General features: G+C 34.9%; 16 protein-coding genes. 9 read left to right on the forward strand and 7 right to left on the reverse strand.

Features of this window, described 5'->3' with window-relative positions; all coding sequences use genetic code 11:
* Positions 1–157 precede the first annotated feature (157 nt).
* The 3 genes from AC3WSK_RS05760 to AC3WSK_RS05770 form a co-directional block, all read right to left on the reverse strand.
* The gene (locus AC3WSK_RS05760; protein WP_492413690.1) at positions 158–865 is read right to left on the reverse strand and encodes a hypothetical protein; all 708 of its coding nucleotides are present in this window, start codon (positions 863–865) and stop codon (positions 158–160) included.
* Positions 866–1,260: 395 nt separating this feature from the next.
* The gene (locus tag AC3WSK_RS05765) at positions 1,261–1,542 is read right to left on the reverse strand and encodes an acylphosphatase (RefSeq protein ID WP_079562271.1); all 282 of its coding nucleotides are present in this window, start codon (positions 1,540–1,542) and stop codon (positions 1,261–1,263) included.
* 42 nt (positions 1,543–1,584) lie between these two features.
* Positions 1,585–3,312 carry a globin-coupled sensor protein gene (locus tag AC3WSK_RS05770; protein ID WP_079562272.1) on the reverse strand — a complete coding sequence of 576 codons (1,728 nt, stop codon included), beginning with the start codon at positions 3,310–3,312 and terminating at the stop codon, positions 1,585–1,587.
* Positions 3,313–3,439: 127 nt separating this feature from the next.
* On the opposite strand from AC3WSK_RS05770, the gene AC3WSK_RS05775 reads away from it, so the two are divergent.
* Together AC3WSK_RS05775 and AC3WSK_RS05780 are read left to right on the forward strand one after the other, a co-directional pair.
* A complete protein-coding gene (locus AC3WSK_RS05775; protein ID WP_079562273.1) occupies positions 3,440–3,721 on the forward strand; it encodes a DUF1033 family protein in 282 nt (93 codons plus the stop codon).
* A gap of 224 nt (positions 3,722–3,945) precedes the next feature.
* Complete coding sequence (locus AC3WSK_RS05780) at positions 3,946–4,146, forward strand: cold-shock protein (RefSeq protein WP_049665398.1); 201 nt, start codon at positions 3,946–3,948, stop codon at positions 4,144–4,146.
* 1,561 nt (positions 4,147–5,707) lie between these two features.
* Here AC3WSK_RS05780 and AC3WSK_RS05785 read toward each other — a convergent pair.
* Positions 5,708–6,472, reverse strand: coding sequence for a YheC/YheD family protein (locus AC3WSK_RS05785; RefSeq protein WP_492413686.1), 765 nt, complete (start codon positions 6,470–6,472; stop codon positions 5,708–5,710).
* Between the two features lie 311 nt (positions 6,473–6,783).
* Here AC3WSK_RS05785 and aepX point away from each other — a divergent pair, with 311 nt between their 5' ends.
* The 3 genes from aepX (at position 6,784) to AC3WSK_RS05800 (ending at position 10,030) form a co-directional block, all read left to right on the forward strand.
* Entirely contained in the window at positions 6,784–7,686 is a 903-nt protein-coding gene (gene aepX, locus AC3WSK_RS05790; protein WP_079562275.1) for a phosphoenolpyruvate mutase, read from the forward strand.
* 4 nt (positions 7,687–7,690) lie between these two features.
* Positions 7,691–8,818, forward strand: coding sequence for a phosphonopyruvate decarboxylase (aepY, locus tag AC3WSK_RS05795; RefSeq protein ID WP_079562276.1), 1,128 nt, complete (start codon positions 7,691–7,693; stop codon positions 8,816–8,818).
* A 108-nt stretch (positions 8,819–8,926) separates the two neighbouring features.
* Positions 8,927–10,030, forward strand: coding sequence for a 2-aminoethylphosphonate aminotransferase (locus tag AC3WSK_RS05800; protein WP_492413683.1), 1,104 nt, complete (start codon positions 8,927–8,929; stop codon positions 10,028–10,030).
* 220 nt (positions 10,031–10,250) lie between these two features.
* On the opposite strand, the gene AC3WSK_RS05805 is transcribed toward AC3WSK_RS05800, so the two are convergent.
* On the reverse strand, positions 10,251–10,616 hold the full coding sequence (locus AC3WSK_RS05805; protein WP_079562277.1) for a winged helix-turn-helix transcriptional regulator: 366 nt from the start codon (positions 10,614–10,616) through the stop codon (positions 10,251–10,253).
* 142 nt (positions 10,617–10,758) lie between these two features.
* Here AC3WSK_RS05805 and AC3WSK_RS05810 point away from each other — a divergent pair, with 142 nt between their 5' ends.
* Positions 10,759–11,634, forward strand: a complete 876-nt coding sequence (locus tag AC3WSK_RS05810; protein WP_492413682.1) for an SDR family oxidoreductase — start codon at positions 10,759–10,761, stop codon at positions 11,632–11,634.
* A 120-nt stretch (positions 11,635–11,754) separates the two neighbouring features.
* On the opposite strand, the gene AC3WSK_RS05815 is transcribed toward AC3WSK_RS05810, so the two are convergent.
* A complete protein-coding gene (locus AC3WSK_RS05815; RefSeq protein WP_079562279.1) occupies positions 11,755–12,564 on the reverse strand; it encodes a S1C family serine protease in 810 nt (269 codons plus the stop codon).
* A gap of 496 nt (positions 12,565–13,060) precedes the next feature.
* Here AC3WSK_RS05815 and AC3WSK_RS05820 point away from each other — a divergent pair, with 496 nt between their 5' ends.
* The gene (locus AC3WSK_RS05820; RefSeq protein ID WP_427484057.1) at positions 13,061–13,534 is read left to right on the forward strand and encodes a DinB family protein; all 474 of its coding nucleotides are present in this window, start codon (positions 13,061–13,063) and stop codon (positions 13,532–13,534) included.
* A gap of 158 nt (positions 13,535–13,692) precedes the next feature.
* Here the strand turns inward: AC3WSK_RS05820 and AC3WSK_RS05825 are convergent, their stop codons facing one another.
* Positions 13,693–14,298 carry a TetR/AcrR family transcriptional regulator gene (locus AC3WSK_RS05825; protein ID WP_079562281.1) on the reverse strand — a complete coding sequence of 202 codons (606 nt, stop codon included), beginning with the start codon at positions 14,296–14,298 and terminating at the stop codon, positions 13,693–13,695.
* 169 nt (positions 14,299–14,467) lie between these two features.
* Between AC3WSK_RS05825 and AC3WSK_RS05830 the strand changes: the two genes are divergently transcribed.
* A complete protein-coding gene (locus AC3WSK_RS05830) occupies positions 14,468–16,027 on the forward strand; it encodes an AMP-binding protein (protein WP_079562282.1) in 1,560 nt (519 codons plus the stop codon).
* A 42-nt stretch (positions 16,028–16,069) separates the two neighbouring features.
* Positions 16,070–17,413, forward strand: coding sequence for an MFS transporter (locus AC3WSK_RS05835; RefSeq protein ID WP_427484054.1), 1,344 nt, complete (start codon positions 16,070–16,072; stop codon positions 17,411–17,413).
* Positions 17,414–17,436: the final 23 nt, after the last annotated feature.

The raw sequence follows: 17,436 nt of genomic DNA on the forward strand, positions 1-17,436 counted from the left end.
TGTCCAATAGGCAACATCTCATTTAATGGATAAATTTAATGAAATCACTCTTTAAGGTGATATCCCTTCATATAGCTGCGAAAATTTGAGACTCAATCATTTAAATGACGTGTTAATATCCCAATAAAACGAATAAGGTCAAATAAAAAAACAAAGCTTAAGCTTTGTTTTTTTGTCTATTGCTTATGATGAGAGGAATGATACATAACGATCCAAGGAGAATGAACAGTATTAACGTGTTGATTGGATTATCTTTTACAATAGTATCTTCTTTATGTTTTTTTTCAAATGCTCTTACTTCTTCTGTAGTATTTACTTTATTATTTGGAAGCAGTTCATTTTTATCTACATCATAGTAATAAAATCTGTGTTTGTTAAAGGTGAAAAAGTCATCATTAATCGTTTTATATGAACTTGAAATCATTGCTAAGTTCACTTTTTCCGTATCAGTCACTTTTTTTACATAGTTTTTGCTTTCTTCTTTAAACATTTCTTTTTCTTTTTTTAATAAGTTAGCTGCTTCACTTTTTACCTTTTCTACATCTTGTAGTGTTGTTGCTTTTTTCAATCCCTCTTCTATTAATGCTATTTGTTCCATTTTCATTTTTTCTTCAAATTCTTTTGTTTTTTTCTCTAATAATGATTTATCTTCTTTTGTTGTTTTGATGAGCACCGTTTTTGTTTCTTGTGCTAATATTTTAGCGGAGTCGTTTTTGTAATTATGAATTTCATTTTTGTTTTTTTCGTTTACTGAATTCAGGTGCTCATCTGTAACGATTTTTGTTGCCATGCTGGCAGATGAAAAAACGATACTCAATATACATACTGACAGTCCAATCACACTTAATTTTTGAATAAATTTCATGTAAATCACCCCGTTCTTTCTGTTATAATCCATGAAATCCGTTTTTGCATTATCTCTCTTTTTCGTTCAAATATTTTCTATTTTATGATGAATCAAGAAAATTTATGAAAAATCATAAAGAACAGCTAAAAATGGGCTTCAATACATTAGGAAGGCAGAACAGAGGAATGGCTTATGCACCCGCTTTAAAAATTATATATTAAAAAAGAAAGGAGATAAGAAATTTTCAATAGGGGGGGATCAATGATCAATCAACAGCGGTTTTTATGGAAGGGAAAAATAAAAAGGACTGGGGTATTATTCCCAATCCTAATTAATAAAATTTAAATTTGGCCAGCAACGTCACTGAATTTATTCATTGGCCATAATGACACTACAAAAAAGGAGTATCCAGATTAAACAATGTCTGAGTCCATGCGTGCAAAGCCTTTTAAATCATCAAAAAGCTCTAATGCAAATGAATTGGAATCTGCTTGAGGGCTAACACCCTTTTGAACAAATACTAAAAATTCATCTATCGCTTTTTTGGATCCTTCTACTTCAACCTCAATTTGTTCTTGATCATTAAGTTTACAGTAACCTTTTAATCCTAGCTCAATCGCTTTTTGTTTAATGAAAAAGCGGTAGCCTGTCCCATAAACGTCTCCGAAAAATTTAATTAGCGCTCGCTTATTCAAGCTTACACCTCCTATTGAAGGGGGAAGGTACCCCCTATGTGCTTAGTGCATAACACGTTCTTGTTCTAAATAGGCAATTAAGTTATTGATATAATAGAGAACCTGTTTAGAAGCTTGATCTACTTCTTTTAAATGAACTTCAGCTTGTTCGATATTTCCAACCTTATAAGCTTCCGCTGCTAACTTCGCTGATTCATGAACATGTAAATGATATGCGTCTAAATCACGATAATCCTGCAAGTGCCCAAAACGTTCTACTGAGCGAGCAGATGTATACCATTTACCGAGACGACAATCTGTATGCGATGAAACATCACTTGGTTGGACGTTTTCAAGACCGAGGAACATATTATAAATTCGCCATTTCCATAAAATATGGTCGGCTTTTGATAATTGTAATAGTGCTATAGACGATAACTGAACATTATTATTCGCAATAATGTGATTTCGGAATCGATTAATTTCTTTCCCTAATGCGTGAATATCTCTAGATGTGTTATGGCTATAATCGCGAATATCATCTTGAAGACTAGAAATTTCAATCATTCTTGCGGATACTTCATCAATAGCTGCTGCTTGCTCCTCTGATATCGCCGCTGTATTTGTAACATCCAGATTAATACCTTCAATGGCACTAACAATCGCATTTAATAATGGTAACGATTCTTTAGCTTCAACGGTTGCTTCTTTTATAATCTCTGTCGTTTCCGTAATTGAGACTGACACATCATTTGAATAGCTCTTTAAATGATGTACATTTGTAGATACTTCACTAAGCGCGGATACTGTGCCCTCAGCGAGCTTACGAACTTCCTGTGCAACTACGGCGAAGCCTTTACCATGTTCACCTGCTCGTGCTGCCTCAATAGAAGCGTTCAAAGCAAGTAAATTTGTCTGATCGGCAATTTGGTTGATTAATGTTACAACATTTTCAATATCATTTACCCGTTTTTGCAATTCTGAAAAGGACTCTACAATCGTTGTAAATGTCTCTTCTGTTTTAAAGATTTCAGAAAGGGCATGCTCAATGGCATTTTTTCCTTGTACAGCGTGATCAACAGATTCAGTTGTTTTTTCTGAAATGCGTGAAGACATTCGTGCAACCTCATTAATAGAAGCGGCAATCTCTTCAGTTGCTGCGGTAGAGGATTGAATTTCTTCATTTTGCTTATCTAAGCTAAATACTAAATCTTTCATATACATGATTTTTGCGTTAACATCCATTAAAGAAGAAATTTCAGCAACTACATTTTCAATTGTACGTTCTGTTAAAACTTCAACGAGCAATTCCTGATCAACATTGACTGCAGATTGGAAGGATTTCATGTATTCAAATGCCTTATTAGGTTTCAAACCAAAATTATGTAGTATGTATGTAGTAATATAAAATGCAAATTGATTGAAGACGACGATTAACTTCCCAGGTTCATATTGATTTTTTCTGAATAAATTGAAAAATTTAACGGTTTCATCTACATATTCATCATCACGAGTAGCTAAGAAAAATTGAGTTAAGTATCGATTAATATAATCTTCACTAATCGTTAGCTCAGAGGAGAGAGAGATTTCACTTAAATAGTTATTAAAAATAGCGTTCATTGAAGGCGTGATATCATTTAATTTTTTATAAAGAGTTTTTAAATTCTCTTCATCTTGAGAGTTGAAATGGTTAAACGCTAGTGTTTTATTAAAACGGCCCGTTGCATTTAGATTTGTACCACGCTTTAGTAATTCATCGAGTTCGGCCTTAGGTCGAATACTTGAAAACATAAAAAAAATACCTCCAAAATTTATGAATAATAAGGTAATAATAGCATATTAAAGTGTGTTTTAATAGACATTTCAAATGTCTTTGCTAAAATGAAAATATCTTATTACAGCAGGGAATGTGGCAAATATGTATACAATCATTTACATGAAAGCTGATTATGAGCCTTGGTGGAAGTTTGAAGGCTGGGAGGCTTTTATACAAACAAATGAAACCTTCGAAACAGAAGAGCAATTTGAATCAGCTTTACAAAGAAAACTGCAACACTTCCGATCAGTATATGACAATGAAGTAACGAAAGAAGGGGGATATTGGGCTTTTTGGTCAGAGGATGAAAGTGCCTTTTGCGAAGCTTGTGATGATGATGTACAAATTTATCACGGTATTATCGCTTTGAAATCTAAGTCATAGAAATAAAATTTTGACATTTTTAAAAAAACATTTTTCTTTATTTGACAAAATTATGAATGATGGTTATACTTAGGTTAACAATTTAATTGCTTCACCGGAAACATGAATTCACATATTACAAAAAGTGATCGCGTTAGTACGGTACTCTTTGTAATATGTGAATTTTTTCATTCGCTGAAGAAATTACATATTGTTCACTTTTATTTTTTTGGAGGTTTTCTTAAATGAAACAAGGTACAGTAAAATGGTTTAACTCAGAAAAAGGTTTTGGATTCATCGAAGTAGAAGGCGAAAACGACGTATTCGTACACTTCTCAGCTATCGGTGGCGAAGGTTTCAAAACTCTTGACGAAGGTCAAAAAGTGGAATTCGAAGTTGTAGATGGCAACCGCGGACCACAAGCTGCTAACGTAACTAAACTTTAATTCTCAGAAATTAAAATTACTTCCGTTAAACTTAAGGCATCCTATTGATATAGGATGTCTTTTTTTGTATTCAAATAGATTTAGCCAATGAGTAAAAATACACATAGAGCTAGGTCGTCGTTTTTTAAAAAAAGATTATAATTTTATTATGTAAACTAAAAAAACATTTTATAATTGAGAGAGAAGAGGAGGGGCTGTCTACATATATGATTGTCAAAGAAATGTTGTAATATTAATGGTAATAAGTATAGAACTTGCAGGAAGCAAAAGCAGGAGATACAACATGGAGCATTAGCGTGTTTTGCGACGTAGCATCAGGAGCGAAGCGATGCGGTGGCCAAATCCCCCCATACAAAATGAACTCGCAGAAGAGCTAGATGAAATAGCAAAAGAAATTTTAGGAACACTCTGTTATAAAATAACCCATTATTAAACTAGGCTCATTTAATTGCTCTAACTTTTTAATAAAAATCTCAAACTTAGTTAGAAAGATTAACTCCATTTTGATCAATCTTTTTTCAACATGGAGTTTTTACAGTACTGATAAATAGGGTTGAAAGAAATTTTTAATCAATCTATATTCTAAAGTTACATAATTGTCGTTTTTTAATAAATTAATTAAGTTTGACGAAAAATAACCTCTTCGTATAAATTATCCCGAAGAGGTTATTTTATGGATGAATGCCGTAAAAGTGTTAACTAAGAATAATCCTAAAAATCAAGAGTTATTAGAATCAATTTTATGCTGATATGCTACATTCACATTTAAATTATTGCTATAAAGATTTTACGTGATCGGAAGCCAAATAGCTCTATATCGTATTTTTTATCGTTCCATTTTCTCCATTTGACTCTAATAAAATAATTTACGCTGCATCTGCATTGGAAACAAATGTTGAATTATGGGTCACATCAATGACTTGTCTTTGATTTTTTAACTTTTTTATGCTAGTTATCAAAGTCTTTAATCAAGCTTATCTTCAGGTTGGTCAATTACAAAGGGCGTATTGTAAACGAGCTTCGTAGACTATTTATTATAAAATTTTATTTAAATCCCACAATAATTGATTATCAAGTTCGGAACCAAGGTTTGTGTAAATTAATTGGACGTTGGTAAAATTATCTTTAATACTGCTCAATGCTATCTACATAAGCGCTGCGTCTTTGTTTTGGCCCGAACTTGCACCAACCAGTTCTCGGTTGAAAAGATTGTCAAATAAACATAAATAGTGCCATTTTTTCCGACATGGACATATGTTAAATCACGGACTTAAACAGATAATTCTTTTTCTTGTTGGAATTATTGATATAAAATATTGGTGACAATGGCTTCATTACTACGCTTTTTTGAGGTTTGTAATAGGAAATCGAGTAATTTGATAGAATCCTGAGTTGCTTCATCATGCGACTGATACGACGTCTTCTTAAAGGTAAATTCCAAACGTTCACAAGTAATGAATGCAATTAAGTTTCTTCTTTCCAATAATTATAATAGGGAAAGTAATTTATCGATGTAGAATAGAAATATGCTGGGGACTAATATGATAACTACATTTCAAACTTAGCCTTCATTTTGCTTCTTCCTAATCTCAACAATTTTCTTCCAGATCTCCTTATCAATTTTGGCAAAACTACTTATGCTTGGCGTTGTATTTACTTCAAATAATATTGGTTTACCTTTTGGATTTATTCCAAAATCAATGCCATATTCTCTACAAGGAAAGTGGGATGCTATTACTTCAGATGCTAAAATTGAAATTTTTTTTAGAGAAGCTATTGTTTCATTTTTCTTTGTATTATCCATCATCATATAATCTGATAATAATTCATCAATCGGTATTACTTGAGAACCACGATTTGAATTCACAATCCCATGATCTTCATATGCAATCCTTCCGTAAATACCACCGATTATCCATTTTCCTTTTAGATTTTGAACATGAACACGAATAGAAATAGCATCCTCATTAGGGGTTAGACTCTTGATCCCCTCCTGTATTATATAAATTCCGCTTAATTTATCGTGTTTCTCATATGGGTGTAGAATTTTATGGAAATCCTCAATTGCTGCCACACACTTATTTATTTCTTTACCTTGCATGTTAAATCCATTAAAACAATAGTGTCCATCTTTTCTTTTGTAGACTTTATAAATTGCTCTTCCTTGCCCGGTGCTAGTATGTTTCACATAAACATACTCATACCTATCTAAAAAATAGATGAGGTTTTCTAGACTGTAAAGTGTTGATTTTGGAATGCAGTTAGTTGTTAAAGGATTTTTATTTAATAGTAGGAATTGTTCCCATTTCCCAAGTCCATTTTTCAATAAACGCACCTCATTTAGTAAGATATTTTTTTAGTATTAAGAGTGTAGTCCTCTCCTCTTATGAAGGTACTGTATTGTATGTAAATAGATTTGTCTTCCATGGGTGGGTGTGACTTAGTAACGCAATTAATCTTTCCCATTTTTCTGTTAGAGTCCCATAATAAATATACTACACAGAAAATAGCATTGTGATGGTTCTCTATACTTCCTTTTTTGATTTCAAAATCGTTAGTTTCTAATGTATCTGCCCTGCTAATCTTTACTTTTAGTCATATGATAATACGATATGTCGAGTAAGGAGATGGAAGATATTGAAAAAGACGAAGAAATTAAAAGAATTAATATATTCAGATAAACTCGAATTTTTAATGGAAGCCCATAACGGTCTTTCCGCAAAAGTTGTAGAGGAGGCCGGTTTTAAAGGGGTTTGGGCGAGTGGTCTATCAATTTCAGGATCATTGGGTGTAAGAGATAATAATGAAGCTTCTTGGACGCAGATATTAGATATACTTGAATTTATGAGTGATACGACAACAATTCCTATCCTATTGGATGGAGATACAGGATATGGGAATTTTAACAATGCTCGGCGGTTAGTTAGAAAACTAGAACAATTGAATATTGCTGGAGTATGTATCGAGGATAAAATTTTTCCGAAAACGAACTCATTTATTAATGGCGAATTACAGCTTCTCGCATCGATTGAAGAATTTTGCGGGAAAATAAAAGCAATGAAAGATACGCAAGAGGATGAAGACTTTATGGTTGTAGCTAGAGTCGAGGCTTTTATTGCAGGCTTGGGATTGGATGAAGCCCTTAAACGTGCGGAAGCCTACAGAAAGGCAGGCGCTGATGCAATTCTTATGCATAGTAAAAGGTCAGATTTTAAAGAAATCGAAGCATTTATGAAGGAATGGGGTAGAAGGCATCCAGTGGTTATTGTGCCTACAAAATATTATACAACTCCAACAAATGATTTCAGAAAAGTAGGAATAAGCACTGCGATCTGGGCTAATCATAACTTAAGAGCATCGATCACTGCTATGCAGAACATCTCCAAACAAATCCTAAAAGATGAGAGTCTCATTCAAGTAGAGAAATCGATTGTAAGTGTACAAGAGATTTTTAGACTCCAAAATGCTGAGGAGCTTCAAAAAGCGGAGAAGAAATATTTGCCATCAACTAATAATCAATCAAAACCGGAAACGGAGTGATGGTATGTTAAATACAAGTGAATTTGGAAATGAGCTTAAAAAACTTGGTTTTAACTTTTACAGTGGGGTCCCATGTTCATTTTTAAAGAATCTTATTAACTATTCCATAAATGAGTGTGAATATATTGCTGCAGCCAACGAAGGTGATGCAGTAGCTATTGCTTCAGGAGCATACCTTGGGGGAAGGAAATCAGTTGTTTTAATGCAAAACTCTGGTCTAACCAATTGTACTTCTCCATTGACTTCCTTAAACTACCCCTTTCAAATACCTATACTTGGGTTTGTTAGTCTCCGTGGAGAGCCCGGGTTGAATGATGAGCCCCAGCATGAATTAATGGGGCAAATTACTACACAACTATTAGATCTCATGCAAATAAAATGGCAATTCTTATCTTTTGATGATAGTGAGGCAAAGAGACAACTTGAAGAGGCTAACAAGTGGATTGAAGCGAATCGACCATTCTTTTTTGTAGTGAGAAAAGAAACTTTTAAAAGTGAGAAATTGAAGATAGAGCAACGTCTTAATCATAAAAATAAGGAAAAAAGTGAACAAACTGACTTAGATGCACTGCCAAGCCGTTTTGACACTTTAAAAGTGATAAATGGACTCAAAGATATGAAAACAGTACTAATAGCCACAACTGGTAAAACAGGAAGGGAACTATATGAGGTCGAGGATTCTGATAATAATCTATATATGGTAGGTTCCATGGGTTGTGTCGGTTCTTTAGGTTTAGGCTTAGCCTATACACGAAAAGATATAGATGTAATTGTTATTGATGGAGATGGTTCCCTCCTTATGCGAATGGGAAGCTTATCTACAAATGGCTACTATCAACCTGAAAATATGCTCCACATTCTTCTAGATAATCAAGTTCATGATTCAACTGGAGGGCAAAATACGGTTTCTCACAATGTTGATTTTGTCAATATTGCTGCAGCTTGCGGTTATGAAAAGTCATGCTATATCCATAGTTTACATGAACTTGAAAAGTGTATTCAAGAATGGAAAATGGCAAAAGGGCTGACTTTTATTTATTTAAAAATCTCAAAGGGATCTAAACAAAATCTAGGACGTCCAAAAGTTACTCCAAGTGAAGTTAAAACTCGTTTACAGAGATTTCTTAAATAATCGTTCTGAAAATAAATATTAGCAGGCCGATCTTACCTATAAGAACTTCTCTACAGGGATAATTCGAACCGCGTATAAAAGTGTAATAAAATTAAAGGGAGGAGTACCGTGAAAAAAATTAAAAGAAATATATTACTGAATCCCGGACCTGCTACTACAACAGATACGGTTAAATACGCACAAGTGGTACCTGATATTTGCCCTCGTGAAGATGACTTCAGCCAATTATTGCAATTTGTTACTTCTGAACTTACTAGTTTAGTTTCAGAAGAGAATCAATATACAACCGTGTTATTCGGTGGTTCAGGTACTGCTGCTGTAGAATCAATCTTGAGTTCAGTAATGACTGATGGGGTTTTAGTAATCATTAATAACGGAGCCTATGGAAAAAGAATGTGTGAAATTGCAGAAGCTTATCAGCTGGATTGGATTGAGTTTTTAAGTCCACCCGATCAACCTATTAAATTAGATCAGTTACAGTCATTCATTCAAAAAAATCCTCGAAAAGTATCTTATCTAGCTGTTGTGCATAATGAAACTACAACGGGATTATTAAACGATATAGAATCGATTGGCTCCATTTGTGCAGAAAATGAGATTAATATGATGGTAGATGCAATGAGTTCGTTTGCGGCAATTCCTATTAATATGAGTAAAATGAAAATAAGTTATTTGGCGGCTAGCTCCAATAAAAACCTTCAAGGAATGGCAGGAGTCACTTTTGTTATAGCTAAAAAAAGCGAACTAGAAAAAGGAAAAACAAAAAAGCCGACAAATTATTACTTAAATCTTTATTCTCAATATCAACATTTCATCGAGACAGGTCAGATGCGTTTTACTCCGCCTGTACAAACTATCTATGCGCTAAAACAGGCAATTGTAGAATTAAAAGCAGAAGGAATAAAAGAAAGATATGAACGTTATTCTAAATGTTGGGAAACTTTAGTAGAAGGCCTCTCTAGACTTGGTTTAAGTTATCTCGTCCCTGTCGAGCACCATTCAAAAATTATTACAGCAATAGTAGAACCCGAAAATGAAAAGTATAATTTTAAAGAAATGCATGATTATTTTTATGCTAACGGAATAACGATATATCCTGGGAAAGTTTATCAATTAAATTCTTTTAGGGTGGCCAATATTGGTGATCTTAGTAAAGATGATATCGCCCTCTTTTTATCTTTATTAGAAAAATATCTTCAATCCCTGAAATAGTCAGGGAACAGTGGAAAACCTACAATGTAGGTGAGATTAATTGATTATTTTTTTGCTTTTCCTTGTCCAACTAACAGGGGCTTTTGCGGGATAAGAAGAATCAAAATAATCAATCTTTATTATAAAATAATTTTTGAAATTAAAGGAAAGCCAATGTTTTGAATAAATTTTATTCAAAACGTTGGCTTTTTATGCAGTGAAATCAAGGATTTAATAAGGACTAATTTTTTTCCTGTTGTTTTTTCTCCATATATTTTTTACCCCATTCTTCCATAGTGTTCAATACTGGAATAAAACTTTTCCCTTGTGTTGTTAGTGAGTATTCAACTTTTGGAGGAACTTGTTTATACACTTCTCTGTGCACCATTCCGTCTTCTTCCAACTCTCTCAGTTGTCTTGTCAATATCCCTTTTGAAATGCCTGGTAACAACCTTTGAAGTTCGTTAAATCTTCTTGTACGCCTACTTAGATACCATAAAATTATAATTTTCCATCTTCCAGCGATTACGTTTTGAGTAAGTGTCAACGAACATACTTCCTCTTGTTCTTCGGTAGGAGGTTCTCCTTCAAAATTAAATCGAGCCATTGGTTGTCGTATCCCTCTCTCCTAAGGTACTTTTTTTGTGACTATGTCATAAAAAAATGCCTACTTTTATTATTGTGACTGTAGATATAGTATATACCTAGATTTTATTTTTCAATATGAAAATCTAATTGGAGGGAAAAATATGAAAATATTAGTTACAGGAGCAACGGGAAAACTAGGATCAAAGGTTGTAGAAGCATTATTAAAAGCTATACCGGCGAGTGAGTTGGCCGTTAGTGTTCGAAATCCGGAGAAAGCAGAAGGATTGCGAGCTCTCGGAGTAGAAGTTCGACACGGAAATTTTGATCAACCAGAAACATTAGATTCTGCCTTTTCAGGAATTGATCGAGTTTTAATAATATCTACGTTTGGTGATTATGAAACAATAATGAGACAACATACGAATGCCGTAACTGCTGCTCAACGTGCTCAAGTGAAATTTATTGCTTATACTAGCGTAACAAATGCAAATGAAAGTGATTTTTTCCTCGCTTTATCCCATAGAGCCAGAGAAGAAGCAATTTTGAAAACAGGGATTCCTTACTCATTTTTACGAAACAATTGGTATTTTGAAAATGAAATTGGGAGCATACAGGGTGCGATGGTAGGAGCACCTTGGGTTACATCAGCAGGAAAAGGAAAAGTAGGCTGGGTACTTCGACAAGATTTAGCGGAGGCAGCAGCAAATGTATTGATAGGGATAGGACACGGGAATACAATTTATGAGCTTTCTGGGAAGCTAATGACGCAAGAGGAATTAGTTTCTGCTCTTGGAAATGTATTAGGGAAAGAAGTTCATGTACAACAAGTCGATGATGCTACTTATGCCGATATTATGAAAGGTGCAGGTGTACCAGAAGCATACCTTCCTATGCTCGTAAACACGCAAAAAGGTATTCGAGAAGGTGGTTTAGAGATTGAAAGTAACGATTTAGAAAGATTACTTGGTCGCCATGCTACACCGATAAACGAAGCTCTTAGTCATATTATTAGTGAAATTTCTCAAACAGGAAATTAAAATTAATCAAAAAATGACCTTCATTATATTTAGAAGGTCATTTTTATACAAAAGGACTAGACGGCTTTACTTCTGAAGAATTAAACAAATATGTTTTCAACCGAATTGTAGCTATAGGTATTATTTACTTAAAATACGCTGTAACACCTCAACCGGAATAAACAAACCGACACGGCCATATGGATCTTTTTTCGCCGTTGCAAAGACAATCCCGATAACCTCGCCATCAGCATTTATGACTGGACTCCCACTATTTCCTCGATAAACAGGGGCATCCATCATCATAACAGGTTCCTGCCAATCCTCTAGGTATGTTGATTCCAGTAATGTACCTTCATTTGCAATGCCCGTAAAGGCTAGTGGATTACCAATGAAATACACATGCTCATTTTTGCTATAGCTCGGATTTTTAGCAAGTGAAAGGGAAGGTAGATCATCACCAGTTACTTGCAATAATGCTAAATCTACGTCGGGGTAACTTTCCACTATCTTGGCACCCATTAATCCTTCCTCAGGGAAAACAACGATTAATGATTGTGCATCATCTACAACGTGTGCATTGGTTACGATAAGTCCATCTGAAGAAATCACAAAACCAGTACCTTTACTAGAACCTGTAGAGATCTCTACAACAGCCTTTTTATATGTTTTTATATCTTCTTGTGTTGATAACCGAGTAGACACTTTCAAAAATTCAATCGCTGGAATGGAGTAAATATGAAAGATAAGTGCAAATGTATTCAAAATTAACACAAATGCCATACTCCAGACAATCCATTTGACAATCGGTCTTTGTTTTTTGGGCTTTTTCCCTTTGAGGCGTTCTTCTTGTTCTTGTGCTAACGCTTTTTCCTGTTCCGCGAGGACAAGCTCAATCAATTCTTCTTCGGACAAATCTTCATCTGTTGTTGATCTATGTATTTCACTCATAAAAGGCCTCCTTACTCAAAATGAAAAGCGCCCAAGCAGGACGCCTGTGAAATAATTTTTATTCAATTTTTGTAGGGTAGGTGTAATGCAAAACGTTCCATATTCGTGTCAACATCATGGCTTCTATACAGAATATGTCGTTGTGGTCATTGTACCCTCTAGAGTGTGTTAATCTAAAAGAAGTCTAGGGCGATTGAATAGTTTAAGTTATTTCCCATTTTACATAGAACGTCTTCCGTTCTTTTCTTTCATTATACGTGAAGTCTAGAGGTTATACGAATATTATGAAAACCAGTTTACAAGAGTAATCTATTTGCTAGACGCATTAAGCCGATCACAAAAAATAATGCTCGGTATACTGTACAAAAGGATGTGTTAGCAACAAGAGCATTTGATTTTAAATAATAATATTATGTCAATTGGATACTAGAAACTTGTAAGAGAGTTTCTAATTTAATATGATAGAGATGAATTTACGAAAATGGGGGGCATTTAAATGTATCGACAAGTAGATGATTTTTTAAATGAGTGGTCAGCATCAGCACAAGGTACTATTCAAGTATTAAAAGCCGTAACAGATGAAAAGCTAGAGCAAAGCATTGTAGAAGGTCACAGTTCATTAGGCTGGTTAGGGTGGCATTTAGTTGGTGCTGCTGGTTATTTCAGTTATTTAGCAGGTTTACAGGTGCCTATGATTCGTCAAGAAGATCCAATTCCATCTACAGCAGCTGAAATTGTAGCTGCTTACGAAAAACTAGCAAATGGTGTGAAAGAGGAAGCGGCAAAGCTATCAAATGAGGACTTGCTGGAAGAAGTAAAAGGCTTCACTGGTCCAATTGCTAGAGGTGCATTATTACGTGTACTAATCGATCATCAAACACATCACCGTGGACAAATGACGGTGCTACTACGTCAAGCAGGCTTACCAGTACCAGGCATAATGGGACCAACGAAAGAAATGCAAAAGTAGACGTTTTAGGCAGATACTCAATGTATCTGTCTTTTTTTTATTTTTCGTAAATATGAAAAACAATTACATATAACGAGAAAATAGGCAATCCTAATTTATTTGTAAATAGGAAGTGCCTATTTTCGTTTAAAGTAGAATTGGTTATTGGCTTCAAATTATTAACGATCCTTATTTAATAGCAAACCATCTAAAAATATTGCAATAAAGCCTTTACTTTCTTGTAACAAATCAAAATCTTTTCCAAAAACTAACCAGTCATATAAAGAACCTCGCATACAACGAGTAATGTAAATCACAGTTTCCTGCACATTTATTTGTACAGATAATTCGCCATCCTTAATTGCTTTTTGTATAAATGAATGCAAGATTTTATACAATTTGCGTTCAGAATTAGAAAAGAAATTTCTTTCGTTTTCAATTAAGCCACTTTTGTAAACAGACCGCATTAAATCCATTCCTAAATCATCTTTTAAATATTTCATTTGTGCATCAATTAATGAGATTACCTTTTCCTTGAAGGAAAGACTTACGGGCAGTGTAGTCGTAAATTCTTCATAAAAATGATCAATTTCTTTAAACTTCTCTAGGAAAATATCGTACTTTGAAGAGAAATGACCATAAAATGCTCCTTTTGAGCTGTTGCTTTTCTGAACAATTTCATCGACCGTTACTTGATCAAAGCCTTTCGTTTGGAATAATGTAAGCGCTGTTAAATATATATGTTTCTTCGTTTCTTGAGCCTGCTGTTTTCTTGTCATCTTCATTGCAACATCACCACATTTCCACTAGATTTGCTATTTAACTTTAGCATAATACTCGTTTATGTTATTAACTTATTTTCAGAATTATTTGAAATAATATTGACAAATATTTGCCTTGACGATTAATATACAGACTATAGTCTATGAAACTATTTCAAAAGGGGTGTAGATCATGGATCTAATTGGAAATAGAACATTACGTTCTGTTTTAAGGGAGAGAGTTGCGCAACAGCCTGAAAAAAGTTTTATTCGGTTTGAGGACCGTAACGGAATTTATTTCGAAAAAAGTTATGGGGATTTTTATCAGGAAGTTATGTGCTTCAGTAATGCACTTCTTAAGCTGGGCATTAAAAAAGGGGATCATGTTGTGTTGCATTTACCGAACAATATGGAGTTTTTTACAGCGTGGTTCGCTCTTGCTGAAATTGGTGGCATCATGGTGCCAACTAATATTTTATCTCCGGCGGATGAGATGTCTTATATTATTGCTCATTCCGAAGCTGTTCTTATTATTACGGAAGAGGACTATATCGAAAAGTTTGTTAGTATACAGTCTCAAACACCAACTATACAAAATATTATTGTTACGAGACAACTAGATAACGCTGATGGTGTCTTATATTTCTCTGAGCTCATTAAAGATGAGAGCGATAACAATGTGTATTTCCCAACAGTTTTCGCAGAAGATATTGTGGCATTGCTTTATACATCTGGGACTACATCCAAACCAAAAGGTGTACAAGTGACACATGCTAATTATATTTACACAGGGGAGTTAATGGCACGTTCAATCGCTTTAACACCTGAAGATCGAACATTTATTGTCCTACCGCTTTTCCATGGGAATGCGCAATATTACTCCACGATGTCTGCCATCATGGTAGGAGCAGGCATTGCAGTTACGGAGAAATTTAGTGCTTCGCGTTATTTTAAACAAGCAAAGGCATTAGGTGGAACGGTCGGCTCATTATTTGCCGCACCTATTCGTATGATTCTAGCGAAAGATTATGAAAAAGAGGCGCTGGATAACCCGCTACGACTTATTCTTTTTGCACAGTCAGTAGCAGAACACCAATTAATACAGTTTGAAGAACAATTTGATGTGAGGTTATTGCAACTGTATGGATTGACCGAGACTGTCGGGATTCCACTAATAAATCCTCTATTTGGAATACGAAAAAATATGAGTATTGGTAGACCAAGCATTGGTTATGAGGTTCAGCTTGTCGATGAACATGGGATTCCCGTAAATCAAGGGGAGATTGGTCAAATTGCCGTTAAAGGGATACCAGGTAGAACGTTAATGAAAGGCTATTTTAAGAACGAGCAAGCGACAAACGATACGTTTAAAGATAGCTGGCTACTGACTGGGGATAACGCCAGAATAGATGAAGATGGCTATTTTTATTTTGTTGATCGCATAAAGGATATGATTAAACGTTCAGGGGAAAATGTGGCAGCCAATGAAGTGGAGCGTGTATTAACAGAGCATCCATTCGTATTTGAAGCGGCAGTCATCGGTGTACCAGATGATATGCGTGATGAAGCTATTAAAGCTTATGTTATTTTACAGACTGGCGTTGCTATTAGTGAAGAGGCGTTGATTGCACATTGTCGGGAACGTCTCGCAAAATTTAAAGTGCCGGATCGTATTGAATTTGTGACAGATTTCCCTCGTACACCAGTTGGCAAAATTCAAAAGCATGTTTTACGTAACGCTATTTTTAGTTAAAGCGAATGATATAAAAATTTGACTGTAGAGAGCAGGGGCTATATGAAAAATGTGAAAATATTATTAGCAAGTTTAGCAGGCTCAATTATTGAATGGTACGATTTTTATTTGTATGGAACGGCAACAGGATTAGTTTTTACAACGCTATTTTTCCCTTCGACTAATCCAGCAATTTCGATTTTAATTGCATTTGCTACGTTTGGAGCTGGCTATGCGGCACGACCAATTGGAAGTTTAATTTTTGGACATATGGGTGATCGTGTCGGAAGGAAAGCCTCGCTTATGCTTACGTTAATTGGAATGGGCGGTAGTTCTTTTTTGATCGGTTTATTACCTACTTATGCGCAAGTGGGGTTACTCGCGCCAATGCTTTTAGTCATTTTGCGACTTATTCAAGGGATTGCACTTGGGGGTGAGTGGGGAGGTGCTGTGTTACTAGCTACCGAATCGGCTACAAAAGGTGTGCGTGGCTTTTTTGGCTCTATTCCGCAGCTTGGTGTTCCAATCGGTTTAGTTTTAGGGACATTTAGTTTTACGCTTATTTCTTCATTAACGACTGAAGCACAATTTATGGCCTGGGGATGGCGTTTACCATTTCTATTTAGTGCAGTTTTAATCGTATTAGCGATATGGATTCGAAGCGGGATTGAAGAAACACCTGAATTTAAACGCAAAAAAGACAATGGTGAACTAGCTAAGCTACCAATTGTCCAAGTATTTAAATATAACAAAAAAGACATTTTCCGCATTATTGGATTAAAAATAGGGGACGGATTCTTTAATGTATTTTTAATGTCATTTATATTAGTGTATGCGACGACGTATATTGGCTACACAAGGGATGTCGCATTATTTGCTTTAACAATAAGCTGTGCAACAATGATAGTCACAATTCCACTAGTTGGTTATTTTTCAGACTTTATAGGACGTAAGAAAATTTATATCGGTGGCCTTATCACAATGTTATTGCTAGCTATTCCTTATTTCGTTATGATTCCGGTCAGTTCAACTTATTTCTTTATGTTACAAGTCGTTTTACTTGGTGTCGTATGGGCAGCCATTTTCGCGACGCAAGGTACGTTCTTCTCTGAATTATTCCCAGCGAATGTTCGCTATACGGGGCTATCCTTTGGCTATCAAATCGCAGCAGCAATCGTCGGTTTTGGACCAATGCTATGGACTTCTTTAGCAACAGAGTATGGGGCTTCACCGTATTTATTTGGTGGTTTGATGATAGCTGGGCTTCTAATATCATTGCTACTTGCAGTATTTTCGCCTGATACACGGATCATCACTCAATATGAAGAAACTGTCGAGAAAGTACAAGAAAATGAACAGCTTTCAGATACTCAAGTGGAAGTGGCAATGACAACATCGACAAAGTAATCGTGGACATTATTTTTACAAGG

This window comes from Lysinibacillus sp. EB271-A1-10B, assembly GCF_058791335.1.

Excerpts from the sequence above, each read along its gene's own strand:
- AC3WSK_RS05780 (WP_049665398.1), top strand. The coding sequence starts at position 3,946 with ATGAAACAAGGTACAGTAAAATGGTTTAACTCAGAAAAAGGTTTTGGA.
- AC3WSK_RS05805 (WP_079562277.1), bottom strand. The coding sequence starts at position 10,616 with ATGGCTCGATTTAATTTTGAAGGAGAACCTCCTACCGAAGAACAAGAG.
- AC3WSK_RS05815 (WP_079562279.1), bottom strand. The coding sequence starts at position 12,564 with ATGAGTGAAATACATAGATCAACAACAGATGAAGATTTGTCCGAAGAA.
- AC3WSK_RS05835 (WP_427484054.1), top strand. The coding sequence starts at position 16,070 with ATGAAAAATGTGAAAATATTATTAGCAAGTTTAGCAGGCTCAATTATT.
- aepY (WP_079562276.1), top strand. The coding sequence starts at position 7,691 with ATGTTAAATACAAGTGAATTTGGAAATGAGCTTAAAAAACTTGGTTTT.
- AC3WSK_RS05830 (WP_079562282.1), top strand. The coding sequence starts at position 14,468 with ATGGATCTAATTGGAAATAGAACATTACGTTCTGTTTTAAGGGAGAGA.
- AC3WSK_RS05770 (WP_079562272.1), bottom strand. The coding sequence starts at position 3,312 with ATGTTTTCAAGTATTCGACCTAAGGCCGAACTCGATGAATTACTAAAG.
- AC3WSK_RS05820 (WP_427484057.1), top strand. The coding sequence starts at position 13,061 with ATGTATCGACAAGTAGATGATTTTTTAAATGAGTGGTCAGCATCAGCA.
- AC3WSK_RS05825 (WP_079562281.1), bottom strand. The coding sequence starts at position 14,298 with ATGAAGATGACAAGAAAACAGCAGGCTCAAGAAACGAAGAAACATATA.
- AC3WSK_RS05760 (WP_492413690.1), bottom strand. The coding sequence starts at position 865 with ATGAAATTTATTCAAAAATTAAGTGTGATTGGACTGTCAGTATGTATA.
- AC3WSK_RS05775 (WP_079562273.1), top strand. The coding sequence starts at position 3,440 with ATGTATACAATCATTTACATGAAAGCTGATTATGAGCCTTGGTGGAAG.
- AC3WSK_RS05810 (WP_492413682.1), top strand. The coding sequence starts at position 10,759 with ATGAAAATATTAGTTACAGGAGCAACGGGAAAACTAGGATCAAAGGTT.